At 72.7% G+C, this 22,560-nt stretch carries 19 protein-coding genes; 6 read left to right on the top strand and 13 right to left on the bottom strand.

Going from position 1 to position 22,560, the window contains the following annotated elements; all coding sequences use genetic code 11:
* Positions 1-188: 188 nt before the first annotated feature.
* Positions 189-1,151, top strand: a complete 963-nt coding sequence (locus CMS_RS04675; protein ID WP_012298347.1) for an IS481 family transposase — start codon at positions 189-191, stop codon at positions 1,149-1,151.
* On the opposite strand, the gene CMS_RS04670 is transcribed toward CMS_RS04675, so the two are convergent.
* Positions 1,148-2,176 carry a LacI family DNA-binding transcriptional regulator gene (locus CMS_RS04670; protein ID WP_198433872.1) on the bottom strand — a complete coding sequence of 343 codons (1,029 nt, stop codon included), beginning with the start codon at positions 2,174-2,176 and terminating at the stop codon, positions 1,148-1,150. The two genes, CMS_RS04675 and CMS_RS04670, sit on opposite strands and share 4 nt — an antisense overlap.
* Before the next feature lie 149 nt (positions 2,177-2,325).
* Between CMS_RS04670 and CMS_RS04665 the strand changes: the two genes are divergently transcribed.
* On the top strand, positions 2,326-2,982 hold the full coding sequence (locus CMS_RS04665; protein ID WP_041464410.1) for an NUDIX domain-containing protein: 657 nt from the start codon (positions 2,326-2,328) through the stop codon (positions 2,980-2,982).
* 10 nt (positions 2,983-2,992) lie between these two features.
* Here CMS_RS04665 and CMS_RS16515 read toward each other — a convergent pair whose 3' ends face one another.
* The 6 genes from CMS_RS16515 to CMS_RS04640 form a co-directional block, all read right to left on the bottom strand.
* Positions 2,993-3,955, bottom strand: a complete 963-nt coding sequence (locus tag CMS_RS16515) for an IS481-like element IS1121 family transposase (protein ID WP_012296866.1) — start codon at positions 3,953-3,955, stop codon at positions 2,993-2,995.
* A 97-nt stretch (positions 3,956-4,052) separates the two neighbouring features.
* Entirely contained in the window at positions 4,053-4,823 is a 771-nt protein-coding gene (locus tag CMS_RS04655; RefSeq protein ID WP_012298344.1) for an ABC transporter ATP-binding protein, read from the bottom strand.
* Positions 4,820-5,845, bottom strand: coding sequence for a FecCD family ABC transporter permease (locus CMS_RS04650; protein WP_012298343.1), 1,026 nt, complete (start codon positions 5,843-5,845; stop codon positions 4,820-4,822). Before CMS_RS04650 ends, CMS_RS04655 begins: the two co-directional genes overlap by 4 nt.
* Before the next feature lie 74 nt (positions 5,846-5,919).
* On the bottom strand, positions 5,920-6,975 hold the full coding sequence (locus CMS_RS04645) for an ABC transporter substrate-binding protein (RefSeq protein WP_041464409.1): 1,056 nt from the start codon (positions 6,973-6,975) through the stop codon (positions 5,920-5,922).
* Positions 6,976-7,098: 123 nt separating this feature from the next.
* The gene (locus tag CMS_RS17290; RefSeq protein ID WP_158309435.1) at positions 7,099-7,263 is read right to left on the bottom strand and encodes a hypothetical protein; all 165 of its coding nucleotides are present in this window, start codon (positions 7,261-7,263) and stop codon (positions 7,099-7,101) included.
* Positions 7,264-7,380: 117 nt separating this feature from the next.
* Positions 7,381-7,953 (bottom strand): NADPH-dependent FMN reductase, encoded by a 573-nt coding sequence (locus tag CMS_RS04640; RefSeq protein WP_012298340.1) that lies wholly within the window; start codon positions 7,951-7,953, stop codon positions 7,381-7,383.
* 256 nt (positions 7,954-8,209) lie between these two features.
* On the opposite strand from CMS_RS04640, the gene CMS_RS04635 reads away from it, so the two are divergent.
* Positions 8,210-8,725, top strand: coding sequence for an acyl-CoA thioesterase (locus CMS_RS04635; protein ID WP_041464408.1), 516 nt, complete (start codon positions 8,210-8,212; stop codon positions 8,723-8,725).
* A 42-nt stretch (positions 8,726-8,767) separates the two neighbouring features.
* Here the strand turns inward: CMS_RS04635 and CMS_RS04630 are convergent, their stop codons facing one another.
* From CMS_RS04630 to CMS_RS04605, 6 genes are all read right to left on the bottom strand, one after another.
* Positions 8,768-11,758: a glycoside hydrolase family 2 TIM barrel-domain containing protein gene (locus CMS_RS04630; RefSeq protein WP_012298338.1), complete on the bottom strand. Its 2,991-nt coding sequence runs from the start codon at positions 11,756-11,758 to the stop codon at positions 8,768-8,770.
* A 96-nt stretch (positions 11,759-11,854) separates the two neighbouring features.
* Positions 11,855-12,619 carry a glucosamine-6-phosphate deaminase gene (locus CMS_RS04625; protein WP_012298337.1) on the bottom strand — a complete coding sequence of 255 codons (765 nt, stop codon included), beginning with the start codon at positions 12,617-12,619 and terminating at the stop codon, positions 11,855-11,857.
* Entirely contained in the window at positions 12,616-13,539 is a 924-nt protein-coding gene (locus tag CMS_RS04620) for a carbohydrate ABC transporter permease (protein ID WP_041464407.1), read from the bottom strand. Before CMS_RS04620 ends, CMS_RS04625 begins: the two co-directional genes overlap by 4 nt.
* Complete coding sequence (locus tag CMS_RS04615) at positions 13,536-14,570, bottom strand: carbohydrate ABC transporter permease (RefSeq protein ID WP_012298335.1); 1,035 nt, start codon at positions 14,568-14,570, stop codon at positions 13,536-13,538. Before CMS_RS04615 ends, CMS_RS04620 begins: the two co-directional genes overlap by 4 nt.
* Positions 14,567-15,853 carry an ABC transporter substrate-binding protein gene (locus tag CMS_RS04610; protein ID WP_012298334.1) on the bottom strand — a complete coding sequence of 429 codons (1,287 nt, stop codon included), beginning with the start codon at positions 15,851-15,853 and terminating at the stop codon, positions 14,567-14,569. The genes CMS_RS04615 and CMS_RS04610 overlap by 4 nt, the downstream gene beginning before the upstream one ends.
* Positions 15,854-15,936: 83 nt before the next feature.
* On the bottom strand, positions 15,937-16,959 hold the full coding sequence (locus CMS_RS04605; RefSeq protein ID WP_012298333.1) for a carbohydrate kinase family protein: 1,023 nt from the start codon (positions 16,957-16,959) through the stop codon (positions 15,937-15,939).
* A gap of 206 nt (positions 16,960-17,165) precedes the next feature.
* On the opposite strand from CMS_RS04605, the gene CMS_RS04600 reads away from it, so the two are divergent.
* From CMS_RS04600 to CMS_RS04590, 3 genes are all read left to right on the top strand, one after another.
* Positions 17,166-17,912 (top strand): DeoR/GlpR family DNA-binding transcription regulator, encoded by a 747-nt coding sequence (locus CMS_RS04600; protein WP_041464406.1) that lies wholly within the window; start codon positions 17,166-17,168, stop codon positions 17,910-17,912.
* Positions 17,909-19,252: a 6-phospho-beta-glucosidase gene (locus tag CMS_RS04595; protein ID WP_041464405.1), complete on the top strand. Its 1,344-nt coding sequence runs from the start codon at positions 17,909-17,911 to the stop codon at positions 19,250-19,252. The genes CMS_RS04600 and CMS_RS04595 overlap by 4 nt, the downstream gene beginning before the upstream one ends.
* Positions 19,253-19,318: 66 nt before the next feature.
* Positions 19,319-22,522 carry an alpha-mannosidase gene (locus CMS_RS04590; protein ID WP_012298330.1) on the top strand — a complete coding sequence of 1,068 codons (3,204 nt, stop codon included), beginning with the start codon at positions 19,319-19,321 and terminating at the stop codon, positions 22,520-22,522.
* Positions 22,523-22,560 lie beyond the last annotated feature (38 nt).

The raw sequence follows: 22,560 nt of genomic DNA, 5'->3' as shown, positions 1-22,560 counted from the left end.
TGAGTGGGTCGGGTGGGGGCCAGCGGTGTCGCGCTGATTCGCGGGGCCGTTGCAGCGGCCTCGGCGCGGGAGGTGGGTCCGTCCTCGCCTAGGTGTAGTTCCTCGGGAGGTTGTGAACGCTGGGGCGGATAGCGAAGACCTCCGGGACGATGTGAGTTACCAAGCACACGTCATCACCGGAGGTCTTCGTGACTCACGCTAATGCCCCGTTCACTCCCGTGGGCAGGGTTCGGCTTGCCCGGTTGATCATCGAGGACGGGTGGCCGGTCCGGCGTGCGGCGGAGAGGTTCCAGTGCTCGCCGGCGACGGCGTCGAGATGGGCTCGCCGGTATCGGGCCGGGTTGCCGATGACGGACCGGTCATCCCGCCCGCACCGGCAACCGACCCGCACGAGTCGGCGTCGGGAGCGGCGGATCGTCGCGCTGAGATTCACTCGCCGGTGGGGCCCGCACCGCATCAGCTACCACCTGCGTATCCCCCGTTCCACGGTCGAGCGGGTCCTCCGTCGCTACCGGATGCCGTTGCTCACGCACCTGGATTCCGCGACGGGACTCCCCGTCCGACGCTCGCCCGCGCGACGTTACGAGCACTCCTCGCCGGGAGATCTGGTCCACGTCGACATCAAGAAGCTCGGCCGTATCCCGGACGGCGGCGGGCACCGAGTCCTCGGCCGACAGGCCGGCCGGAAGAACAACCCCCGGACCGGGCGGGGGTACGCGTTCCTGCATCACGCCGTGGATGACCACTCCCGACTGGCGTACTCCGAGATCCTCACCGACGAGCGCAAGGAGACCGCTGCCGCGTTCTGGGCCCGCGCGAACGCGTTCTTCACCGCCGCGGGCATCACCGTGATCCGTGTCCTGACGGACAACGGCTCCTGCTACCGCTCCCACGCCTTCACCGAGGCGCTCGGCACCATCGCCCACACACGCACCCGCCCGTACCGGCCCCAGACGAACGGGAAGGTCGAGCGCTTCAACCGCACCCTCGCCACCGAGTGGGCCTACGCCCATCCCTATCGCACCGACGAGGCCCGCGCCGCGACCTACGACGCCTGGCTGCATCACTACAACCACCACCGCCCCCACACCGGCATCGGCGGACTCACGCCCGCCGAACGCGTTCACAACCTCACTGGGAACTACACCTAGGGCGGTGGCGGGCCGACCGACTGCCTCTCGATGAGCGGGCAGCGCATCCGCACCTGCTCGGGCTCGAGGGGCTCGTCGTCCCTGGCCGACTCGAGCTCGAGCGCCAGGCGCTCGATGGCCCACCGTCCCATCTCGTGGTGCGGCAGGGCGATGGTCGTGAGGCCGGGATCCAGCGCGGCGGCGATGACCTCGAAGTTGTCGATGCTCACGACCGACAGGTCCTCGGGGATGCGCAGGCCCCGCGCCTGGGCCGCCTGGTAGGCGCCCATCGCGATCCGGTCGTTGAAGCAGAACAGGGCCGTGGGCCGGTCGGGCCGGTCGAGCAGACGGCCCGCGGCCTCGCGGCCCGGGCCCGTGGTGGATCCGCTCGGCACGAGGAGCGACTCGTCCACCGCGATGCCGTGCTCATGGAGCGCCTGCCGGTAGCCGCGGATGCGGCCGCGGGTGGCCGGGATGTCCTCCACGTTGGAGAGGTAGCCGATGCGGCGGTGCCCGGCGGCGATGAGGTGCGCGACCGCGCTGGCCGCTGCGCCCTGCTCGTCCGGCACGACGGAGGAGACGTGGTCGTTGCCGGTGGTCGCATCCAGCAGCACGGTCGGGACAGCGGCGAGCGCTTCCGGCACGACGACCCGCTGGTGGTACATCCGGGCGTAGACGATGCCGTCGACGTTGTGCTGCAGGAGCGCCTCGATGCTGCGCGCCTCCGCGTCGGCGTCGGCGCTGGTGTTCACGATCATGAGCACCCAGCCCTGTCGCGCGGCCGCCTCCTGCGCGCCGAGCAGCACCCGGCCCGCATACGGCGTGGTGGTGATCTCGTCGCTGACGAACCCGATGATCTGCGACCGCCGGCTGCGCAACCCGCTGGCCTGGCGGTTGGGCGCGTAGTTGAGCCGCGCGGCGACGGCCTTGACGCGTTCGCGGGTGGCCTCGCTCACCTGCCCCGCCCCGCTGAGCGAGTGCGAGACGGTCGTCAGGGAGACCCCCGCGGCCTCCGCGACATCGCGGATGCCTACTCGCCTGCTCATCATCGAACTGCTTCCCAAAACGTTTTTGTCCTGCGTGGAACTGACAGTACGCGCCCGCTTCCCGGGAGTCAACACGGGCGTCGATGAGCCGCCCCGCCTCCACCTCGCGGGGGATCCGCGGGCCCCGTTCCGGCAGCCAGCATGGATCCATGACGCGCCCCGGCGAGACCGCCCCCGACTCCCGCGGCCGCACGGGCCTCCACCTGCGCGGCACGGACCTCGACCGGAACCCCGACGTGGTCGTGAAGCGCGTCGAGGTCACCTCCGACGGCTGGCACGTGCTCCGCCGGACGACGCTCGACCTGCGCCTCCGCGACGGGTCGTGGCAGGAGCAGCAGCGCGAGACCTACGACCGGGGCGACGGCGCGACCGTGCTCCTCTACGCGGCCGACACCCACCGGATCCTGCTCACGCGCCAGTTCCGCTACCCCGCCTACGTCAACGGGCACCCCGACGGCATGCTGATCGAGGCGGCGGCCGGCCTGCTCGACGAGGACTCCCCCGATGGCGCGATCCGTCGCGAGGCCCGCGAGGAGCTCGGCGTCGAGATCGTCGCGCTCACGCACCTGTTCGACCTGTTCATGAGCCCCGGATCCGTGACCGAGCGCGTGCACCACTACCTCGCGTCGTACACGCCGGCCGACGTCGTGGGCGCGGGCGGCGGCGTGGCCGAGGAGGGCGAGGACATCGAGCGCATCGAGGTGTCGCTCGACGAGGCCCTCGCGATGGTCGCCGACGGCCGCATCGCCGACGGCAAGACGGTGATCCTGCTGCAGCACGTGGCGCTGCACGGGTTCCCCGCCTAGCTGTACTGGGTCATGACGTTGGTGACACTCGGGCCGCGGGCGTGAGCCCGTGGCTTGAGTGGATTCGTTCAGTGTTGTAGTGCTCGATGAAGGGGTCAAGCGCGTCGGCCCGGTGTTGGTTGCTGGTGAAGGGTTGCCGGTAGGCCCACTCGGTCGCGAGGGTCCGGTTGAAGCGCTCGACCTTGCCGTTCTGCCAGGGGCAGTGCGGGCGGATGAACTTCTGCCGCGCGCCCAGGTCCTGGACGGCGTTCTTGAACGCGGTCGAGTGCCGGTAGGCGAACGCGTTGTCCGTGATGACCCGCTCGATCCGGGTGATCCCGCGCCCGGCGAAGTACGCCGCTGCGCGGGTCAGGAACCCGGCCGCGGTCGCGCCTTTCTCATCGGGATGGATCTCCGCGTAGGCGAGACGGGTGTGGTCATCGACCGCGGCATGGACGTAATCGAACCCGATCCCGCGGCCGCGGACCTGCTCGCTGCGCCCGTGGACCCGCCAGCCGCCTCCGTCCGGGATCCTCCCGAGCTTCTTCACGTCCACGTGGATCAGATCACCCGGATGCTCGTGCTCATACCGGTGCGCCGTTGACCGGGATGCCCGGATCACGGCCCCGGTGACGGGGTCCAACCATGCCAACGGCGGCGCCCCGTGCCGGCGCAGGATGCGGGAGATCGTACGGGATGGAACACCTGTCACCGGCGCCAGCCGCGCAGGACCCGCCCGCAACTGGGCCCGCGCTTCCAGCACGGCCCGTTCCCGCTCCGGGCTCGTTCGCCTCGGTACTGACCGGGGCCGCGATGACCGATCCGTCAGCCCTCGCAGCCCCTCGGCACGGAACCGGTTCACCCATCGATGCGCGCACTGCCGCGACACCCCCAGCTCCCGCGCGACGTGCGCGACCGGCCGACGATCCTCCACCACCCGCCGCACGAGGAGAACCCTCCCGTGAACCGTCAGACGAGCATTACCGTGGGACATCGAGGCCTCCTGGCGATGGTTGAACTGAACAGCTCCATCAAGCCAGGAGGCCTCTTCACACGCCCCGAAGTGTCACCAACGTCATGGCCGAGTACACCTAGAGCGGCGCCGCGTCGAACAGCACGCGCGGGCAGCCGGCTGCCTCGTCGTGCGCGACCCGCGCGCGCACCCCGTAGACGTCGGCGATGAGCTCGGGCGTCAGCACCTCGCGCGGATCCCCGCCCGCCACCACGCGCCCCGCCCTCAGCACGAGCACGGCGTCGCAGTACATCGCGGCGAGGTTGAGGTCGTGCAGCGCGATCACGGTGGTCACCGGCAGGTCGCGCACGAGCGCGAGCAGCTCCAGCTGGTGGCGGATGTCGAGGTGGTTGGTCGGCTCGTCGAGCAGCAGCTCGCGCGGCTCCTGCGCGAGGGCACGGGCGATGTGCGCCCGCTGCCGCTCGCCGCCGGACAGCGTCCGCCATGCGCGGTCGGCCTTGTCCTCCAGGCCGACGTGCGCGATCGCGCGGTCGATGGCCGCCTGGTCCTCCGCGGTGTCGCCGCCGAGCAGCGTGCGGTACGGCGTGCGGCCGAGGCGCACGACGTCGCGCACCACGATGTCGACCTCGGTCTCGCCGTGCTGCGTCACGGTCGCGACCCGGCGGGCGACGTCGCGGCGGCGGATCCCCGCGAGGTCGGCGCCGTCGAGCGTCACGCGGCCGGAGTCGGGCGACGCCGCCCCCTGCAGCAGCTTGAGCAGCGACGACTTGCCCGAGCCGTTCGGCCCGAGCAGCCCCACCGTGGATCCGGGCGCGGGCTCGAGCGTGACGCCGTCGACCACGAGCGGGCCGCCGCGCGACCAGCTGACGCCGTGCGCCTCGAGCGTCATGCCCGGCCCCGGTTCCGCATCAGCAGCAGCATGAACACGGGCACGCCGACGAGTGCGGTGCCGACGCCCACGGGCAGCGGCGTGGGCGCGAACGCGAGCCGGGAGACCGCGTCGACCCACACCATGAACACCGCGCCGAGCACGATCGTCGCGGGGACGACGCGCGCGTGCCGCTGGCCGAACATGAGGCGCGCCGCGTGCGGGAGCACCAGGCCGACGAAGCCGATGGCCCCCGCGATGCTCACGAGCGTGGCGGTGAGGAGCGCCGTGACGACCAGGAGGATCGTGCGGGTGCGGCCCACGTGGATCCCGAGCGACGACGCCACCTCCTCCCCGAACGCGAACGCGTCGAGGGAGCGGGCGGAGGCGAGGCACACGACCGCGCCGACCGCGACCACGCCGACGCTGAGGCCGACCTCGTCCCAGCGCATGCCCTCGAGGGATCCGAGGAGCCAGAACATGATGCCACGCGTCTCGTCGGAGTCCGCGAACGCGAAGACCACGAGCGACGTGAGCGCGGAGAAGAGCTGCGTTCCGGCGACGCCCGCGAGGATCACGCCCGCCGTGCCGCCCGAGGAGAAGCGCGCGAGCAGCAGCACGAAGCCGAACGCCACCAGCGCGCCGATGAACGCGCCGCCGGACATGCCGATCGCGCCGCCGCCGAGACCCAGCACGCCGATGAGCACGGCCCCGGTGGACGCGCCCGAGGAGACGCCGAGCACGAAGGGATCGGCGAGCGGGTTCCGCAGCAGCGACTGGAGCACGACGCCGCAGAGGCCGAGCCCCGCGCCGCACGCGGCCGCGACGAGCGCCCGCGGCAGGCGCTCCTGCCACACGATGGCGTCCTCGGAGACCCGCACCGGGATGCTCGCGAGCCCCGCGTGGTTGAGCAGGATGTCGCGCACGTTCACGAGCGACACGTCGGCCGGGCCGAGGGTCACGGCGACGCCGACCGAGAGCGCGAGGGCGACGATCCCGAGCGCGAGGAGCACCGCGACGCGGAGCGCGTGCGGGAGCCCCATGACCCGCCGGGCGACCGTCGCGATCGGAGCCCGCGGGGCACCCTGCGCGTCCGAGGCCCCCGGGGCCGCCGCGCTCAGAGCCGGTCCCCGCGCGCGTCCCACCAGGCCCGGATCTTCTCGAGCCCGTCGACGAAGCGGATGGACGGGTTCAGCTCCGCGCCGTGCAGCGCCACCATCCGGTCCTCCTTGACGGCCGTGAGGTCGCGCGTGAGCGGGTCCGACTTCAGGAAGTCGACCTTGTCCTGCAGCTTGTCGCCGGGGAAGCGGTTCCGCTGGAGGTCGCCGAGCACGAGGATGTCCGGGTCGCGGTCGACCACGGTCTCCCATCCGGTGGCGATGAAGTCGTCGCGCACCTCGGGGAACGTGTCGGTGAGGCCCGTCTGACGCGACAGGAGCGCGGTGGCGCCGAAGCCGCCGCCCATGTACGGCGTCTTCGTGTCCGCGAACCAGTACATGACCTGGGCGCCACCGAGGTCCATGCCGTCGGTGGCCGCCGCCGCGCGCTGCAGGAGCGACGACACGAGCGCCTCGCCGCGGTCCTCCACGTCGAAGACCTCGGCCATCTCGCGGATCTCCTGGTACAGCGCGTCGACCGTGAGCGGGGTGGTGCGCTGCCCGCCGCCGTTGATGCTGACGTCGGAGTCGCAGTCCGTGGGAGAGAGGTACGAGGAGATCCCCGTCTCGGCCAGCCGGTCGCGCGTGACGACGCCGCCGGTGCCGTAGTGGCGGCCGAAGGACGCGGTGACGAAGTCGGGATCCGCGCCCATGAGCACCTCGTAGGTGGGCGCGTTGTCGGCGAGTCGGGGCACCTGCGCGTTCGCGTCGGCCAGGGAGTCGAGCACGGGATCCGTCCACGACGCGGTCCCGACCATGCGGTCCTGGAGCCCGAGCGACAGCAGGATCTCGGTGGAGTCCTGGTCGAGCGACACCACGCGCGACGGCGCCTGGTCGATCGTCACGTCGTGACCGCAGTTCGACAGCGTCAGCGGGTACGTCGTGGACCCCTCCCCCGCCTCGGCGACGGATGCGGCGGGCACCTCCTCCGAGGCGCCGCATCCGGTGAGGGCGACGAGCACGAGGCCCGTCACGGCGGTGGCGGTGAGGCGGGCGAGGGCGCGAGCGCGGGGCATGGGTCTCCTGGGGTCGCGGCCGGCGGGCGGCCCGGCGGGGAGCCCGAGCCGCGGGTAAGCATAGCCTTACCCCACCCGCCGCTTCGACCCTCGTTCCCACGCGCCGCCCGACCCGGCCGCGGACTACCTCCGGAGGCGCCGGGACACGACCCGGTGGATGACCGCGGTGCCGAGGACGAGGACACCGAAGAGCACGATCGACCACGCCGATCGGAGGAGGGAGAAGGAGATCACGCCGAGGAGGAACGTGATGAGAACCGCGATCCAGGTGGGGATGGGCTTGCGCATGCCCGGAAGCATCGCATGCCGGGTCCCGGGGACGGGCGACGGAGCCGCCACACGACCCGCGCCCACACGAGGGGCCCGGACGTTCCCGCCCGGGCCCCTCGCGTCGTGCGTCGGCGACTACGCCGAGACGCTCGCCAGGTTCTTCTCGATGTGCGCGTGGAACGCCTGCAGCCAGCCGACGAGGAACTCATCGGTGCCCGCGTTCGAGATCGCGCCCTCGGGCGAGATGAGGCCCTCGGTGTTCTGGATGTACGCCTCGGGCTGCGACAGCTCGGGCGACGCGAGGAACGACAGGATGCTGCGCAGGTGCTGCTGCGCGACCGCCGTGCCGACCGCGCCGATGGACGTGCCGATGACCGCGCTGGGCTTGCCCTGGAACGCGTTCTCGCCGTAGGGGCGGCTCGCGAAGTCGAGCGCGTTCTTGAGGACGCCGGGGACCGAGCGGTTGTACTCGGGCGTGACGATCATGATCGCGTCCGCGTCGGCGATCGCGGCCTTGAAGTCGTTCGCGACCGCGGGGTAGTCGCCGTCCATGTCGGCGCTGCAGAAGGGCAGCGGCTGGATCGGGATCTCGGTGAGCTCGAGTCCGGCCTGCGCGCCGAGGCGCTTCAGGGCGAGCGACAGGGCCCGGTTGATGGAGGTGGACGACAGGCTGCCGACGAGGTAGCCGACGCGGTACGTGGTGCTCATGGTGTGTTCCTTCCCGCACGGATCAGTTCCATGCGCGCGCATGGAGCCTAGCGCCAGCGGGTGGGCGGATCCCGGTGCCGTCGCGGAACGGATCCGTCGACGCGGGGACCGCGCACGAGCGCTCCGGGAGCGGGACGCGGCCCACGCCATGTGGACTGCCGACGCGATCGGCCGACCGGATCCGTAGCGTCGTGCCCAGCGCCCGCCCCACCCCCTCGGAGGGCGGTAGCGGCGCCCTACCCTCGAACGGAGAACCGTGAACCTCTACTTCCGCCTGCTGCTCATGCGCCTCACCGCACGCCGCCGGGGGCGCCTCAGCATATGGGACACCGCGCGGACGGCCTTCCGGGTGCTCCCGAACGACCTCGACCTGTTCGGCCACATGAACAACGGCCGGTACCTCACGATCATGGACGTCGCCCGCCTGGACCTCCTCGTGCGCTCCGGCCTCTGGGCCCGGGTCCGCGCGCGCGGCTGGTACCCGGTCGTCGCGGGGCAGACCGTCACCTACCGCCGCTCCCTCACCCTCGGGGAGCGGTTCGTCGTCGAGAGCCGGGTCCTCGGCACGCACGACAGGTGGTCGTACGTCGAGCAGACCTTCCTCGTCGGGGATCAGGTCGCGGCGCACGCCGTCGTCCGCAACCGCTTCCTCCAGGAGGGCGGCGGGACGGTGTCCGCGTCGGAGCTGGACGAGCTCGTCGGCCCGGCCCCCGACGACATGCGGATGCCGGACTGGGTCGTCGGCTGGACGAGCTCCACGCGCACGATCTGACGCGGCACGCACGGCTCGGGGCGGACACGGCGGCTCGCCGGGCTACCCCAGCAGCACCTCCCACGTGCGCAGCGACGGCCAGAGCGCGTGGCGCGGGAGCACGTCGGGGCCGCACGCGCGGGATCCGAGGCCGTGCTGGGCGTCGTCGAGGAGCAGATGGAGCCCGTCGGGGTCGGGCAGCTCGTGCGGGTGGCCGACGTCGGTCATCTGCTGCGGGGTCCAGCGGGAGAGCTGGAAGCCGGCGCGGTGGCCGGATCCGTCGGGCACGGTCGTCACGGTGAGCGGGGTCGCGGATCCGTCGCCGACCACGAGCGAGCGCAGCTCCGGCCGGTGGCCCGTCTCCTGCGGGCGCGCGTAGGTGACCGCGAGGCCGTCGACGCTCGACGCGAAGCGGCCGACGCGGGCGGCGGCGCGGCTGTCCGCGTACGACTCCCCGGGGCCGGTGCCGTGCCAGGTGACCGGGTGGTCCGCGAGCGCGGCGGGCAGGGCGATGCGCACACCGACGCGCGGCCAGGTGCAGTCCCACACACCGAAGGGCACGGCCTCGGTCGCGAGCAGGAGGCCGCGGTCGGTCGCGGTCCAGCGGAAGGCCACGTCGACGCCTGCGCCGGAGTGCGCGGCCTGCACGCGCATCCGCGTCTCCACTCCGTCGGCGGTGCGGGTGGATCCGAGGAGCCGGTGCGTGAGCCGGTGCAGCCCGCGCCCCCTCCACCGGTCGGCCGACGGCGGGGACTCCTCGGCGCCGCGGCCGCGGGTCAGCTCGGGCTCGGCCAGCTCGTACGATCCCTGGCCAGCCCCGCGGTCGTTCTCGGTCGGGGCGCGCCACAGTTCCAGCCGCGGGCCGCGCACGGGCACGCCGCCCCAGGAGACGAGGTCGCCGCGCGCGTCAAAGGTCCCGACGCCGAGCGCGTCCCCGTACCAACGCCCGGCCGGACGCGGCCTCGGTGCGGGCCGGTCGCGCACGAGCGCCTGGTGCGACGACACGACGTGACCGGCCTCGGCCCACGGCGCGTCGTGCCGCGTCACCACCTGCACCGTCACGTGCGCCTCCTCGGCGTGGCCGGCGGCGCGCGCCTCGGCGGGCAGCGGGAGCGTCGCCGTGGAGCCCGCCACGAGGGGCGCGTGCTCGAGGATCCCGCGGGCGACGGGTCGGCCGTCGTGGGCGAGGATCCAGACGAGGTCGACGTCGTCGGTGGATGCGCTGTGCCGCCGGTTCTCCACCCGCACGCCGGATCCGTCGGCCGCGACCCGCACCCGCACGGGCGCGATGACCGCCGCGAGCTCGGCGAGGCCCGGGGTGGGCGTGCCGTCGGAGAGCAGCAGGCCGTCCATCACGAACGACCCGTCGTGCACGGGCTCGCCGAAGTCGCCGCCGTACGCGTGGAAGGGCCGGCCGTCCGCGGTGCGCGCGAGCAGCCCGTGGTCGCGCCACTCCCACACGAAGCCGCCGTGCAGGCGCGGCCAGCGGTCGATGGCGTCCTCGTAGTCGGCGAGGGATCCAGGGCCGTTGCCCATCGCGTGCCCGTACTCGCACAGGATGAAGGGCTTCGCGCGCTGCTTCGCGCCCGCCGCGCCCGTGGTCTCGTGGATGCTCGCCACGGGCGTGCCGCACACCGAGTCGATCTCCTCGAGCGTCGGGTACATGCGCGAGTACACGTCGGTGTGCTCGCCCGTGAGGTCGCCCTCGTAGTGCACGGGACGGGTCGGATCCGCGCGCCGCACCCACGCCGACATCGCGGCGATGTTGCGCCCGGTGCCGGACTCGTTGCCGAGTGACCACATCACGATCGACGGGTGGTTGCGGTCGCGGCCGACCGTGCGGGCGATGCGGTCGAGGTAGGCATCGCGCCAGCGCGGGTCGTCGGAGGGGTTGTCCCGCCACTCGACGTCCCAGAAGCCGTGCGTCTCGAGGTCGCACTCGAGCACGACCCAGAAGCCGAGCTCGTCGGCGATGTCGATGAGGCGCGGATGCGGCGGGTAGTGGGAAGTGCGGATCGCGTTCACGCCGCTCCGCTTCATCAGCTCGAGGTCGGCGCGCGCCTCGGCCTCGTCGAACACGCGGCCGCGCTCGGGGTGCGACTCGTGCCGGTTGACGCCGCGGAAGGTGAGGCGGCGGCCGTCGACGAGGAGCGCGTCGCCGTCGATGCGCACCGTGCGGAAGCCGATGCGCAGCGTCGCCGTCTCGCCGGGCGACGACACGGTCGCGTCGTAGAGGCGCGGCCGCTCGGCGTTCCACGCCTCGACCGCGGGGAGGGAGACGGGCGCGACGTCGGCCGCGGTCTCCCAGGTCGCGTGGATCCCCAGCTCGGGCACGCGCACCACCACGGGGAACGCGCCGTCGACCTGCACGTCGAGGCGGCCGGATCCGTCGGCCGGGTCGCGGTCGGCCCGCACCCGCACGTCGTCGAGGGCGCCGACGGGCCGGGCGAGCAGCTCGATCGAGCGGAAGATCCCGGGCAGCCACCACTGGTCCTGGTCCTCGAGGTAGGAGGCGGCCGACCACTGGTGCACGCGGATCCCGAGCACGTTCTCCCCCGGCACGAGCAGCTCCGTCACGTCGAGCTCGGTCGTGAGGCGGCTGCCGGTCGTCCAGCCCGCCTCGACGCCGTTGACCCAGAACGTCGCGAGCCCCTCGATCCCGTCGGTGCGCAGCAGCACGCGGTCGGCGCCCGCGAGGGAGGCGGGCAGCGAGAACACGCGCCGGTGCTCGCCCGTCGGGTTCGCGTCGGGCACGTGCGGCGGGTCGATGGGGAACAGGTACTGGAGGTTCGTGTACGCGGGCGATCCGTGGCCGTGCAGCACCCAGTGGCTCGGCACGGGAAGCGTCGTCCAGCCGGCCGCGTCGAGGGCGGCGGCGTCGAGGGCCGGATCCGCGACCTCGGGCGTCGCTCCGGCCCGGTCGACCGGCGCCTCCGGCAGCAGGCGGAACCGCCAGTCGCCGTCGAGGGAGAGGACGGGCGCGTCCGTCGCGAAGCGGGCGCGCGGGCGGAGCCTCGAGGCGGATCCGGGGGCGACGTCGTCGAGGTGGGACATGCGGGGACTCCCGTGCTGGTCGGTGCGCCGGGGCGCGGTGAGGGCGGATGCGGGGCGGCGGCCGCCGCGCCCGCGTCGGTCAGGCGACCGCGCCGATCAGGCGAGCGCCGCGAGCCCCGCGAGCGCGGCCCGGTCGGCGACGACGGTCACGCGCGGGTGCCGCTGCAGGATCGACGCGGGCACCGCCTCCGCGACCGGTCCGGCGAGCGCCGCGGCGAGCGCGTCGGCCTTCCGCGCGCCGGAGGCGACGAGCAGGATCCGCTCGGCCGTCATGATCGTCGCGATGCCCTGCGTGATGGCGTGCGTCGGCACTCGCCGGGGATCCCCGCCGAAGTACCGCGCGTTGTCGCGCCGCGTGCCCTCGGCGAGGCGCACCACGCGGCTGATCCCGTCGAAGGGCGAGCCCGGCTCGTTGAAGCCGAGGTGCCCGTTGGCGCCGATGCCCACGATCTGGAGGCCCGCGCCGCCGAGCCGTCGGATCCGCCGCTCGTGCTCGTGCGCCGCCGCGCGCGGGTCGCCCGCCGTGCCGTCGGGCACGATGACGCGCGCGCTCGGCACGCCGAGCGGCTCGGCGATGCGGTCCCGCACGAACGCGAGGTACGACTGCGGGTGCCCGGCCGGGAGCCCCACGTACTCGTCGAGCGCCACGAGCGAGAGGCCGTCGGTGACGAGGCCGCGTTCCCGGTGCCGCCGGGCGAGCTCGGCGTAGAGCGGCTCGGGGCTGGATCCGGTCGCGACACCGAGCACGCCGGCTGGGTCCTCGCCGATGAACGCCTGCACCACGTCGGCCGCCGCCATCCCGAGGGCAGCCGCGTCGTCCACGGCCGTGATGCGCGGCGGTCGCGTCGAGACGTCCGTCACTTCAGCGCGCCCTTCGCGATGTCGCCGATGAACTGCTTCGCCCCCACGAGGAACACGACGATGAGCGGGATCACCGCGAGCAGCGCGCCCGCCATGACCATGCCGTAGTCCTTGCCGTGGGCGCTGTTGAGCTGGCTCATCGCGACCTGCAGCGTGAGCGTGCCCGGGTCGTTCAGCACGATGAGCGGCCAGAGGTAGTCGTTCCACGCGGCGATGAAGGTGAAGATCCCGAGGAACCCGAGGCCCGGCCGGATGAGCGGCAGGCACACGGTGAGGTACTGCCGGAAGAACCCGGCGCCGTCGATGCGCGCCGCGTCGATGAGCTCGTCCGGCACGCTCGAGATGATGAACTGCCGCAGCCAGAAGATGCCGAACGCGTTCGCGGCGGCCGGCACGATGAGCGCCTGCAGCTGGCCGACCCAGCCGAGGTTGATCATCGTCACGAACTGCGGGATCACCGACAGCTGCGCGGGCAGCATGAACGTCACGAGCAGCAGCCCGAAGAGCACGCGGCGGCCGGGGAACTCGTACTTCGCGAACGTGAACGCCGCGATCGAGTCGAAGAACAGCACGAGCACCGTCACGGAGACCGCGACGATGACGGTGTTCATGAGCGATCCGCCGAAGTCGATCGTGCGGAACACGGCCTGGATGTTGTCCCACAGGTGCGGCCCCGGCACGAGCACGGGCGGCGACTTGTAGATGTCGCTCGTGGTGTTGCTCGCCATCACGACGAGCCAGTAGAGCGGGAAGAGGCTCACGATGGATCCCGCGAAGAGGATCCCGTGCAGGATCACGCGTCCGGGCGGCAGCTGCCGACGGCCGGCGGGACGGCCGGTGCGCTCGTCGCGCGGCCGGCCCGATGCCCGGTCGGCGACACGGGCCGCGGCGGATCCCGCGGCGTGGACGGTCGTGCTCATGCGCGGTGCCCCTTCCTCGTGCCGGCCGCCCGCACGACCTTCTCCTTCTTCTCCGACCCGAGCCGGAAGCTGATGATGGAGAAGATCACCACGAGCAGGAACACGCCCCACGCGATGGCGGCGCCGTAGCCGAAGCGGTTGTAGTTGAAGGCCTGCTGGTAGAAGTACAGGACGGTCGTGAGGCCGGCCTGGCCCGCGCCGCCCGAGTTCGGGTTCGTCGTGCTGGACGAGGCCGTGAGCACCTGCGCCTCGGTGAAGCTCTGCAGGCCCGTGATGGTCGAGACCACGAGCACGAACAGGATCGTGGGGCGCAGCAGCGGCAGCGTCACCGACCAGAACGTGCGGATGGCGCCGGCGCCGTCGAGCTTGGCGGCCTCGTAGACCTCGGTGCCGATGGCCTGCATGCCCGCGAGGAAGATGATCGCGTTGTAGCCGGTCCACTGGTACGTGATGAGGATCGCGATGGTCACCTGGATCGCCCACGGCGTCGAGAGCCAGGCCACGCCGTCGAGCCCGATCGCGCGGAGGCCCGCGTTCACGAGCCCGAAGCTGTCGCCGAAGATGGATCCGAACAGCACCGCCATCGCCACCACGCTCGTCACGTTCGGCACGAAGTAGCTGATCTTGTAGAAGGTGCTGAGCCGCTTCGCCGAGTTGAGCATGGCCGCGACGACGACCGCGATCACCATCATCGGGAACGTGGACAGCGCGAAGATGATGAGCGTGTTCTTGATCGACAGCCAGAAGGTGGCGTCGGCCGCGAGGGCCTGGAAGTTCGCGAGGCCCACCCACTTGGCCGTGCCGAGCCCGTTCCAGTCCTGGAACGAGAGCACGAGCGAGTAGACGGCGGGGAACAGGCCGAAGATCGCGAACAGCACGAAGAACGGCGCGATGGCGACGTAGTACGGCCACGTGCGGCGGAGGCCCCGCGTGCCCGCGCCCGCCCGGGACGGCGCGGAGCCCGAGGGACCCGCGCCCGCCCGGGAGGGCGCGGGCGGGCGCCCTCCTGGGCGGACGGCGACGGGGATCACTGCTTCGCGGTCTTCAGCGCGGCCTCGCCGGCGGCGACGGCGTCGTCCCAGGCCTGGTCCGGGTCCTTGCCGAGCGACGTGACGTTCTGCAGCTCGGTGACGAACGCGGCCTGCACCTGGCTGTCGTAGGGGCTCGTGTAGGCGGTGGGCATCTTGGCGGCCGCGTCGGCGAAGATCCCGACGGTCGACTGGCCGCCGAAGAAGTCGTCGCCCTTCTGCAGCTCCGGGGAGTCGTAGGCGGCGGTGGCCGACGGGAAGATGCCCTTGTCGGCGTACGCGGTCACCTGGTTGTCCTCGCTGAGCACGTCCTTGATCACCGCGAACGCGGCCTGGGGGTCCTTCGTGCCGGCGGGGATGGAGAGGAACGAGCCGCCGATGTTCGCGGGTCCGCCGGGCATGGGCGCCACGCGCCAGTCGCCCGAGGTGTCGGCGGTCGCGCTCTTGATGTCGGCCTGGTACCAGGACGCGCCGAGGAGGGCGGGGAGGGATCCGTTGCTGATGGCCGAGGCCCAGTCCGGGCTGCCGTCGGTGACGTTCGCCGTCAGGCCGTCCTTGTACGCGAGCACCGCGCGGTCCCACGCGGTCTTGATCTCGGGGCTGTCGCCCGTGAAGTCGCCGTCCTCGTCCACGAACCGCGTGGTGCCCTGGCCGATGGACTTGGTGAACACGTCCGAGGCGTCGACGAAGATCGCGCCGCCGGTCGCCGCCTTGAGCTTCTTGCCGAACGCGAAGTAGTCGTCCCACGTGGCCGTCGCCGCGGCGACGTCGGCCGGCTCGCTGGGGAGGCCCGCCTTCTTGAACACGTCCGCCCGGTAGTAGAGGGCGGTGGGGCCGATGTCGATGGGGAGGCCGATGAGCTGGCCGTCCTTCGTGGTCGCCTCCTTCAGCTTCCATGCCGGGTACTGGTCGGTGACGTCCTTCGCGCCGAGCTGGTCGAGGTCCTCGAAGAGGCCGTCCTCGCTGAGGAAGTACGGCATGTCCTCGCCCTTGACGCCCGTGACGGACGGCAGGCCCGAGCGGCCGGTGAAGGTGGTGACGAGCTTCTGCTTGAAGTCGCCGCCGATGGTCGAGACGTTGAGCGTCGTGCCCGGCACCTCGGCCGGCACCTTGTCGAGCACCGTCTGGCTGAGGCCGTCCGGCCAGATCCAGAGGTCGAGCTGGCCGCCTGCCGAGGATCCCGACGACGACGAGCAGGAGGCGAGGACCGGCGCGAGGAGCGCGAGGGTCGCGACGCCGACGACGATGCGCCGGGCGCGGGACCGGCGGGCGGGGTGGTGGGACATGGTGGTTCTCGATTCGGTGGGGGGACGGGCGGGTCGGGGCGGAGATGCGGGGAGGGATCGCGGGTCGCGTGCGGCGGCTCGCGTCAGGCGAGCAGGCGCGCGCCGTCGGGGTGGTCGAGGGAGTCAGCGAGGTAGTCGTAGCGGCCGGGCTCCGCTGCCTCGGGATGCGCGCGCAGCCAGGGCACGAGCTCGTCGAGGCGCGGGGCCCCGGACGCGCCGCCGGGGCGGGTGACCGTGATCCCCGCGACGAGGCAGGCGAAGTCGATGCGCTGGGTCAGGGTCCACGGCGCCCGGGCGGACGCGGCGAGGGACGCGCCGAACACGTCGCCCGCGCCGGTCGCGTCGATCGCGCGCACGGCGAGCGGAGGCCGCACGACCTCCTCGCCGCGGGCCGCGTCCACGGCGACGACGCCGCGGGATCCGGAGGTCACGACGCTGAGCGGCACGCGCGCGGCGAGCGCCCGGGCGGCCTGCACGGCCGAGTCGGTGCCCGTGTACGCGGAGGCCTCGAGCTCGTTCGGGATGAACGCGTGGCAGTCGTCGAGCTGGTCGAGGATGGCGGGATCCCAGCGCTCGGACGGGTCCCAGCCCACGTCGGCGTAGACGTCGGTGCCTGCTGCGGCGGCGCGCCCGATCCAGGAGCTGCGGTGCGGATCCAGGTGCACGAGCGCCGCGGCGGCGGCCGGCACCTCGCCCGGCACGAGCTCGTCGGATCCGAGCGGGCAGGGCACGCCGCCCGTGACGAGCGCGCGGTCGTCGTCGTAGCCGAGCGACGCGGTGACGGGCAGCGCCCAGTCGTCGAGGGTCACCAGGTGGTCGAGCACCACGCCCTCGGCGGCGAGCGCGGCGCGCACCAGGAGGGAGAAGGGATCCGTGCCCACGGCCGCCGCGATGGTGGTCGGCACCCCGAGGCGCGCGCCGGCGATGGCGAAGTTCGCGATGCCGCCCGGGCCGTGGCCGAAGGACGACGTCCAGATCTCGTGGCCCGGTCGCGGTCCGCCCGGCAGCTCGCCGAACACGACGTCCGCGAACAGCTGGCCGACGACGAGCAGCCCGGCGGGGGCCTGGTCGGCGGCGGCCTGGTCGGGACGCGGGGCTGCGGACACGGGGACCTCATTCCTTCGGGTGGGCCGCGACGCGGCCCAGGCGGGAAGCGGTGCGGGTCCGCCGACGGCGACGCTGCCGGCGGGACGAGGTCGACGGGTGCCCGCCGACCGGTAGTGACGTTTCTAGCCCATGTGAGCACATGGATGGAAGACCTTGTTCATTACGAGATTGTTTCTGACTGATCCTGCGCGCTAATGTTCACATCATGAGAGACGCCCGAGAGTTCGTGATCCTCGACCGGCTGCGCGCCACCCGCAGCGCCACGGTCGCCGAGCTCGCCGAGGCCGCCGGGACGAGCGACGCGACCATCCGCCGCGACCTGGCCCGCCTCGACGAGCAGGGCGCGCTCCGGCGCACCCACGGCGGCGCGGTGCTCGTCGAGGTCGACGCGCCGTTCGCCGAGGTGGAGCAGGTGAACCGCGAGGCCAAGGAGCGCATCGCGCGGGCCGCGGCGGCGCAGATCCAGGACGGCCAGTCGGTCGTGCTCGACATCGGCACCACCACGCTGCACCTCGCCGAGCAGCTGCGCGGCCGCTCCCTCACGGTGATCACCGCGAACGTCGCCGCGTTCGACGTGCTGCGCGACGACCGGACCGTGCGGCTCATCCTGCTGCCGGGCGACTGGGATCCGGTCTACCGCTCGGTGTCCGGCCCCCTCACGGCCGAGAGCCTGCGGATGCTGCACGCCGACCACGCGTTCGTGGGCGTGAGCGGCATCGCCGACAACGGCGACCTGCGCGACACGACGATGGCCCAGGTGCCCATCAAGCGCGCGATGGCGGAGGTGAGCGACCGGGTCACGGTGCTCGCCGACTCCTCCAAGTTCCCGGGCACCGGCGCCGGCCGTGTCGCCCCCACCGCGTCGTTGACGCAGCTGATCACCGAGGCCGCCCCGCACGAGCGGGTGTCGCAGGGCCTCGCGGACAAGGGAGTGTCGGTGACCGTCGCATGAGGCTCACGATCCTGGGCGGGGGCGGCTTCCGCGTCCCGCTCGTCTACTCGGCGCTGCTGCGCGACCACGAGGCCGGCCGCGTCGACCACGTGGCCCTCTACGACACCGACGAGGTGCGCCTCACGGCCGTCGCGCGCGTGCTCGCCGAGCAGGCGGCCGCGTACGCCGACGCCCCGGTGATCACGCTGCACACCGATCTCGACGAGGCGCTGGCGGGCGCCTCGTTCGTGTTCTCCGCGATCCGGGTGGGCGGCATGGCGGGGCGCTCGTGCGACGAGCGCCTCGGCATGGCGCACGGCGTCATCGGGCAGGAGACCGTCGGCTATGGCGGCATCTCGTACGCGCTGCGGACGCTGCCGGTCGTCATGGACCTCGCCGAGCGGATCCGCGCGCAGGCCCCCGACGCCTGGGTCATCAACTTCACGAACCCGGCCGGCGTCGTCACCGAGGCCATGTCCCGCGTGCTCGGCGACCGCGTCATCGGGATCTGCGACTCCCCCATCGGGCTCGCCCGCCGCGTGCTCGGCGCGCTCGGGGTGCAGGGCGACGACGTGGTCATCGACTACGCCGGGCTCAACCACCTCGGCTGGCTGCGCGGCCTCCGCGTCGACGGCCGCGACGTGCTGCCAGACCTCATGGCCCGCCCCGACCTCATCGGCACGTTCGAGGAGGGCCGGCTCTTCGGCGCCGAATGGGTCACCGAGCTCGGCGCCGTGCCGAACGAGTACCTGCACTACTACTACTTCCAGCGCGAGGTGCGGCACGCCGACCAGCTGGCCGCGCAGACGCGCGGCGCCTTCCTCGTGGAGCAGCAGGGCCGGTTCTACGAGCAGCTCGAGCACCGGCACGACGTGTCCGCGCTCGCGCTCTGGGAGCGCACGCGGCTCGACCGCGAGACCACGTACATGGCCACGAACCGCCAGTCGGCCGGCATGGGCGACCGCGACGAGAACGACCTCGTCTCGGGCGGCTACGAGGACGTCGCGATCGCGCTCATGCGCGGCATCGCGTACGACCAGAGCGCGCGGCTGATCCTCAACGTGCGCAACCGCGGCACGCTCGCGGCGCTCGACGCGGACGCCGTGGTCGAGGTGCCGTGCGTCGTCGACGCCTCGGGCGCGCATCCGGTCGCCGGCACCGAGCTGCCCGACTTCGGCGTGGGCCTCGTCACCAACGCCAAGTACGTCGAGCGGCAGACCATCGAGGCCGGCGTCGGCGGATCCCGCGCTGCCGCGGTACGCGCCCTCGCGCACCACCCGCTCGTCGACTCCGTGACCGTCGCGCGCTCCCTGCTGGAGGACGCGATGCACGCGTTCCCGGCGCTCTCCTACCTGCGCTGACCGCGGCCCTCCCGGACCCGCGGCGCCCACCGCCTGCCTGCATCCCGACCTCCCGAAGGACTCCCCATGCACCAGAACCAGAAGCTCGTCCAGGAGCGCATCCTCCGCGCGCTCGACGAGCGGATCACGCCCGCCGTCTACTCGTCGAAGACGCCCGTCGCGCTCCGCGCGTGGATGGCGCCCGACGAGCCCGTGCCCGTCGCCGAGGCGATGCGGCAGGAGTACGCGCCGTTCGCGCTCGGTGAGCCGTGGGGCCGTGCGTGGTCCACGTGGTGGTTCGAGGTGACCGGCGAGATCCCCGCGGAGTGGGCGGGACGCACGGTCGAGCTGCTCATCGACCCGGGCTTCATCGGCGACTGGCCGGGCAACCAGGCCGAGTGCCTCGTGCACACGATGGACGGCGTGCCGGTCAAGGGGATCCACCCGCGCAACACCTACGTGCGCCTCGCCGACGAGGCCGCGGGCGGCGAGCAGGTGCGCTTCCTCGTGGAGGCGGCGGGCAACCCGAACATCCTCGTCAACGAGTTCGTGCCGACGCCCTACGGCGACAAGGCCACCGCGCCCGCCGAGCCCATCTACCGCTTCCGCCAGGCCGAGCTCGCCGTGTTCGAGCCCGAGGTGTGGGCGCTGCGCTTCGACGTCGAGGTGCTGTACCAGCTGCTGATGGAGCTGCCCGAGACCGAGCCGCGCCGCCACGAGGTGCTGCGGGCGATCGAGCGCGCGCTCGACGTGCTCGCGATGGACGACATCGTCGGCACCGCGGCCGCCGCCCGCGCCGAGCTCGCCGACGTGCTCTCGCGCCCCGCCGGGACGAGCGCCCACACGCTGAGCGGCGTCGGCCACGCCCACATCGACAGCGCGTGGCTCTGGCCCATCCGCGAGACGAAGCGGAAGACCGCGCGCACCTTCTCCAACGTGCTCCGGCTCGCCGAGCAGTACCCCGACTTCCGCTTCGCGTGCTCGCAGGCGCAGCAGTACGTCTGGGTGAAGGAGAACTACCCGACGGTGTTCGAGGGCATCAAGCAGGCCATCGCGGACGGCACCTGGTACCCGGTCGGATCCATGTGGATCGAGCCCGACGGCAACCTCCCGGGCGGCGAGGCGATGATCCGCCAGCTCACCCACGGCATGCGCTTCTTCCAGGAGGAGCTCGGCGTCGAGACCCACGGCGTGTGGCTGCCGGACTCGTTCGGCTACACGGCGTCGTTCCCGCAGATCGCGAAGCTCGCGGGCCTCGACTGGTTCCTCACGCAGAAGCTCTCCTGGAACCAGACCAACACGTTCCCGCACCACACCTTCTTCTGGGAGGGCATCGACGGGTCGCGCATCTTCACCCACTTCCCGCCCATCGACACCTACAACTCCACGCTCGAGGCGGAGGAGACGCACCACGCGGTGCGGCAGTTCCGCGAGAAGGGCCGCGCCACGATGTCGCTCGCGCCCTTCGGCTACGGCGACGGCGGCGGCGGTCCCACGCGCGACATGATGGAGCGCCAGCGCCGCACCGCCGACCTTGAGGGGTCGCCGAAGGTGGTCGTCGAGCACCCGGACGAGTTCTTCCGCAAGGCCGAGGCCGAGTACCCGGACGCGCCCGTGTGGGTCGGCGAGCTGTACCTCGAGCTGCACCGCGGCACGTTCACGTCGCACGCCCGCGAGAAGCGCGGCAACCGCCAGGCCGAGCACCGCCTGCGCGAGGCGGAGCTGTGGTGGACGATCGCGGCCGTCCGCACGGGCGCCGACTACCCGTACGCGGCGCTCGACCGGCTCTGGAAGCAGACGCTGCTGCAGCAGTTCCACGACATCCTCCCCGGCTCCTCCATCACGTGGGTGCACCGCGAGAACGAGGAGGACTACGCCCGCAGCCTCGCCGAGCTCGACGCGCTCGTGGCCGACGCGATCGCGCGGGTCACGGCGCAGGCCACGGGCGAAGGCGAGGGCGACGGATCCGGAGCGTTCGCGGTGAACTCGACCGGCCACGCGCGCACCGCGCTCGTGGAGGCGGCAGACGGATCCGCGCTCGCACTCGTCGCGGTGCCCGGCAGCGGGATCGCGCCGCTCGTCGCGGTGGATCCCGCCTCCCCCGTCGTCACGACGCGCGCCGATGGCGGCACCGTGCTCGACAACGGGCTGCTGCGCGTGACGCTCGACGCGCGCGGCCTCATCACCTCGATCGTCGATCGCCGTTTCGCGGACCGCGAGCTCGTGCCCGCCGGCCGCTTCGCGAACCTGCTGCAGCTGCACGAGGACATCCCGACCGCGTGGGACGCGTGGGACGTCGACGCGCACTACCGCGCGAGCCGCACCGACCTCGTCGAGGCCGCGTCGGTCGAGCTCGTGGAGGACTCGCCGCTGCGCGCGACCGTCGAGGTGGTCCGCCAGTTCGGGCGCTCGCGCGTCGTGCAGCGGGTGTCGCTGCACGCCGACGACGCCCGGATCCACGCCACCGCCGATCTCGACTGGCTCGAGGACGAGAAGCTGCTCAAGGTGACCTTCCCGCTCACGATCCACGCGCAGCACCACAGCGCGGAGATCCAGTTCGGGCACGTCCGCCGCCCCACGCACACGAACACGTCGTGGGACGAGGCGCGCTTCGAGGTCATGGCGCACCGCTTCGTGCACGTGGAGGAGCCCGGCTACGGCGTGGCCCTCACCAACGCGGGCAGCTACGGCCACGACATCACGCGCACGGTCGGCGGGACGGGCGAGGTCGAGACCGAGCTGCGGATCAGCCTGGTCCGGGCGGCGCGCTCCCCCGACCCCGTGCAGGACATCGGCCACCACCTGTTCGAGTACGCGCTCGTGCCGGGCGTCGGCATCGAGGGCGCGGTGGACGCGGGGCTCGAGCAGAACCTGCCCGTGCGCGTCGTGCGGCCCGGCGACGCGACCGAGGCGGCGCCCGCCGTCGTGGCGCCGCCCGCCGTCGTGGCCGCCCCCGCGGACGCCGCCGAGGTCGTCCCGTCCTCGCTGCCCACCGCATCCGGCCTCGTCTCTGTGCACGGCGGGACGGTGCGGATCGAGGCGCTCAAGCTCGCCGACGACGGCTCGGGCGACGTGATCGTGCGGCTCTACGAGTCCACGGGCGCGCGCGCCGCGACCCGGCTCGAGGCGCACCTCGACGCCGACCGCTCCACCGAGGTGGACGTGCTCGAGCGCCCGCTCGGCGAGGGCTTCCCGCGGTCGATCGCGTTCGAGCCCGAGGCCGACGGCCGCGGGGTGCGACTCGTGCTGCGGGCGTTCCAGGTGATCACGGTGCGGATCCACCGGGCCTGATCCGACGGGCGACGACGCCCGCCCTCCCACCGGCGGCT

Source organism: Clavibacter sepedonicus, assembly GCF_000069225.1.
Classification (GTDB): Bacteria; Actinomycetota; Actinomycetes; order Actinomycetales; family Microbacteriaceae; genus Clavibacter; species Clavibacter sepedonicus.
Note: the sequence above shows the minus strand (reverse complement) of the source record. Positions and strands in the feature narration are given on the sequence as shown.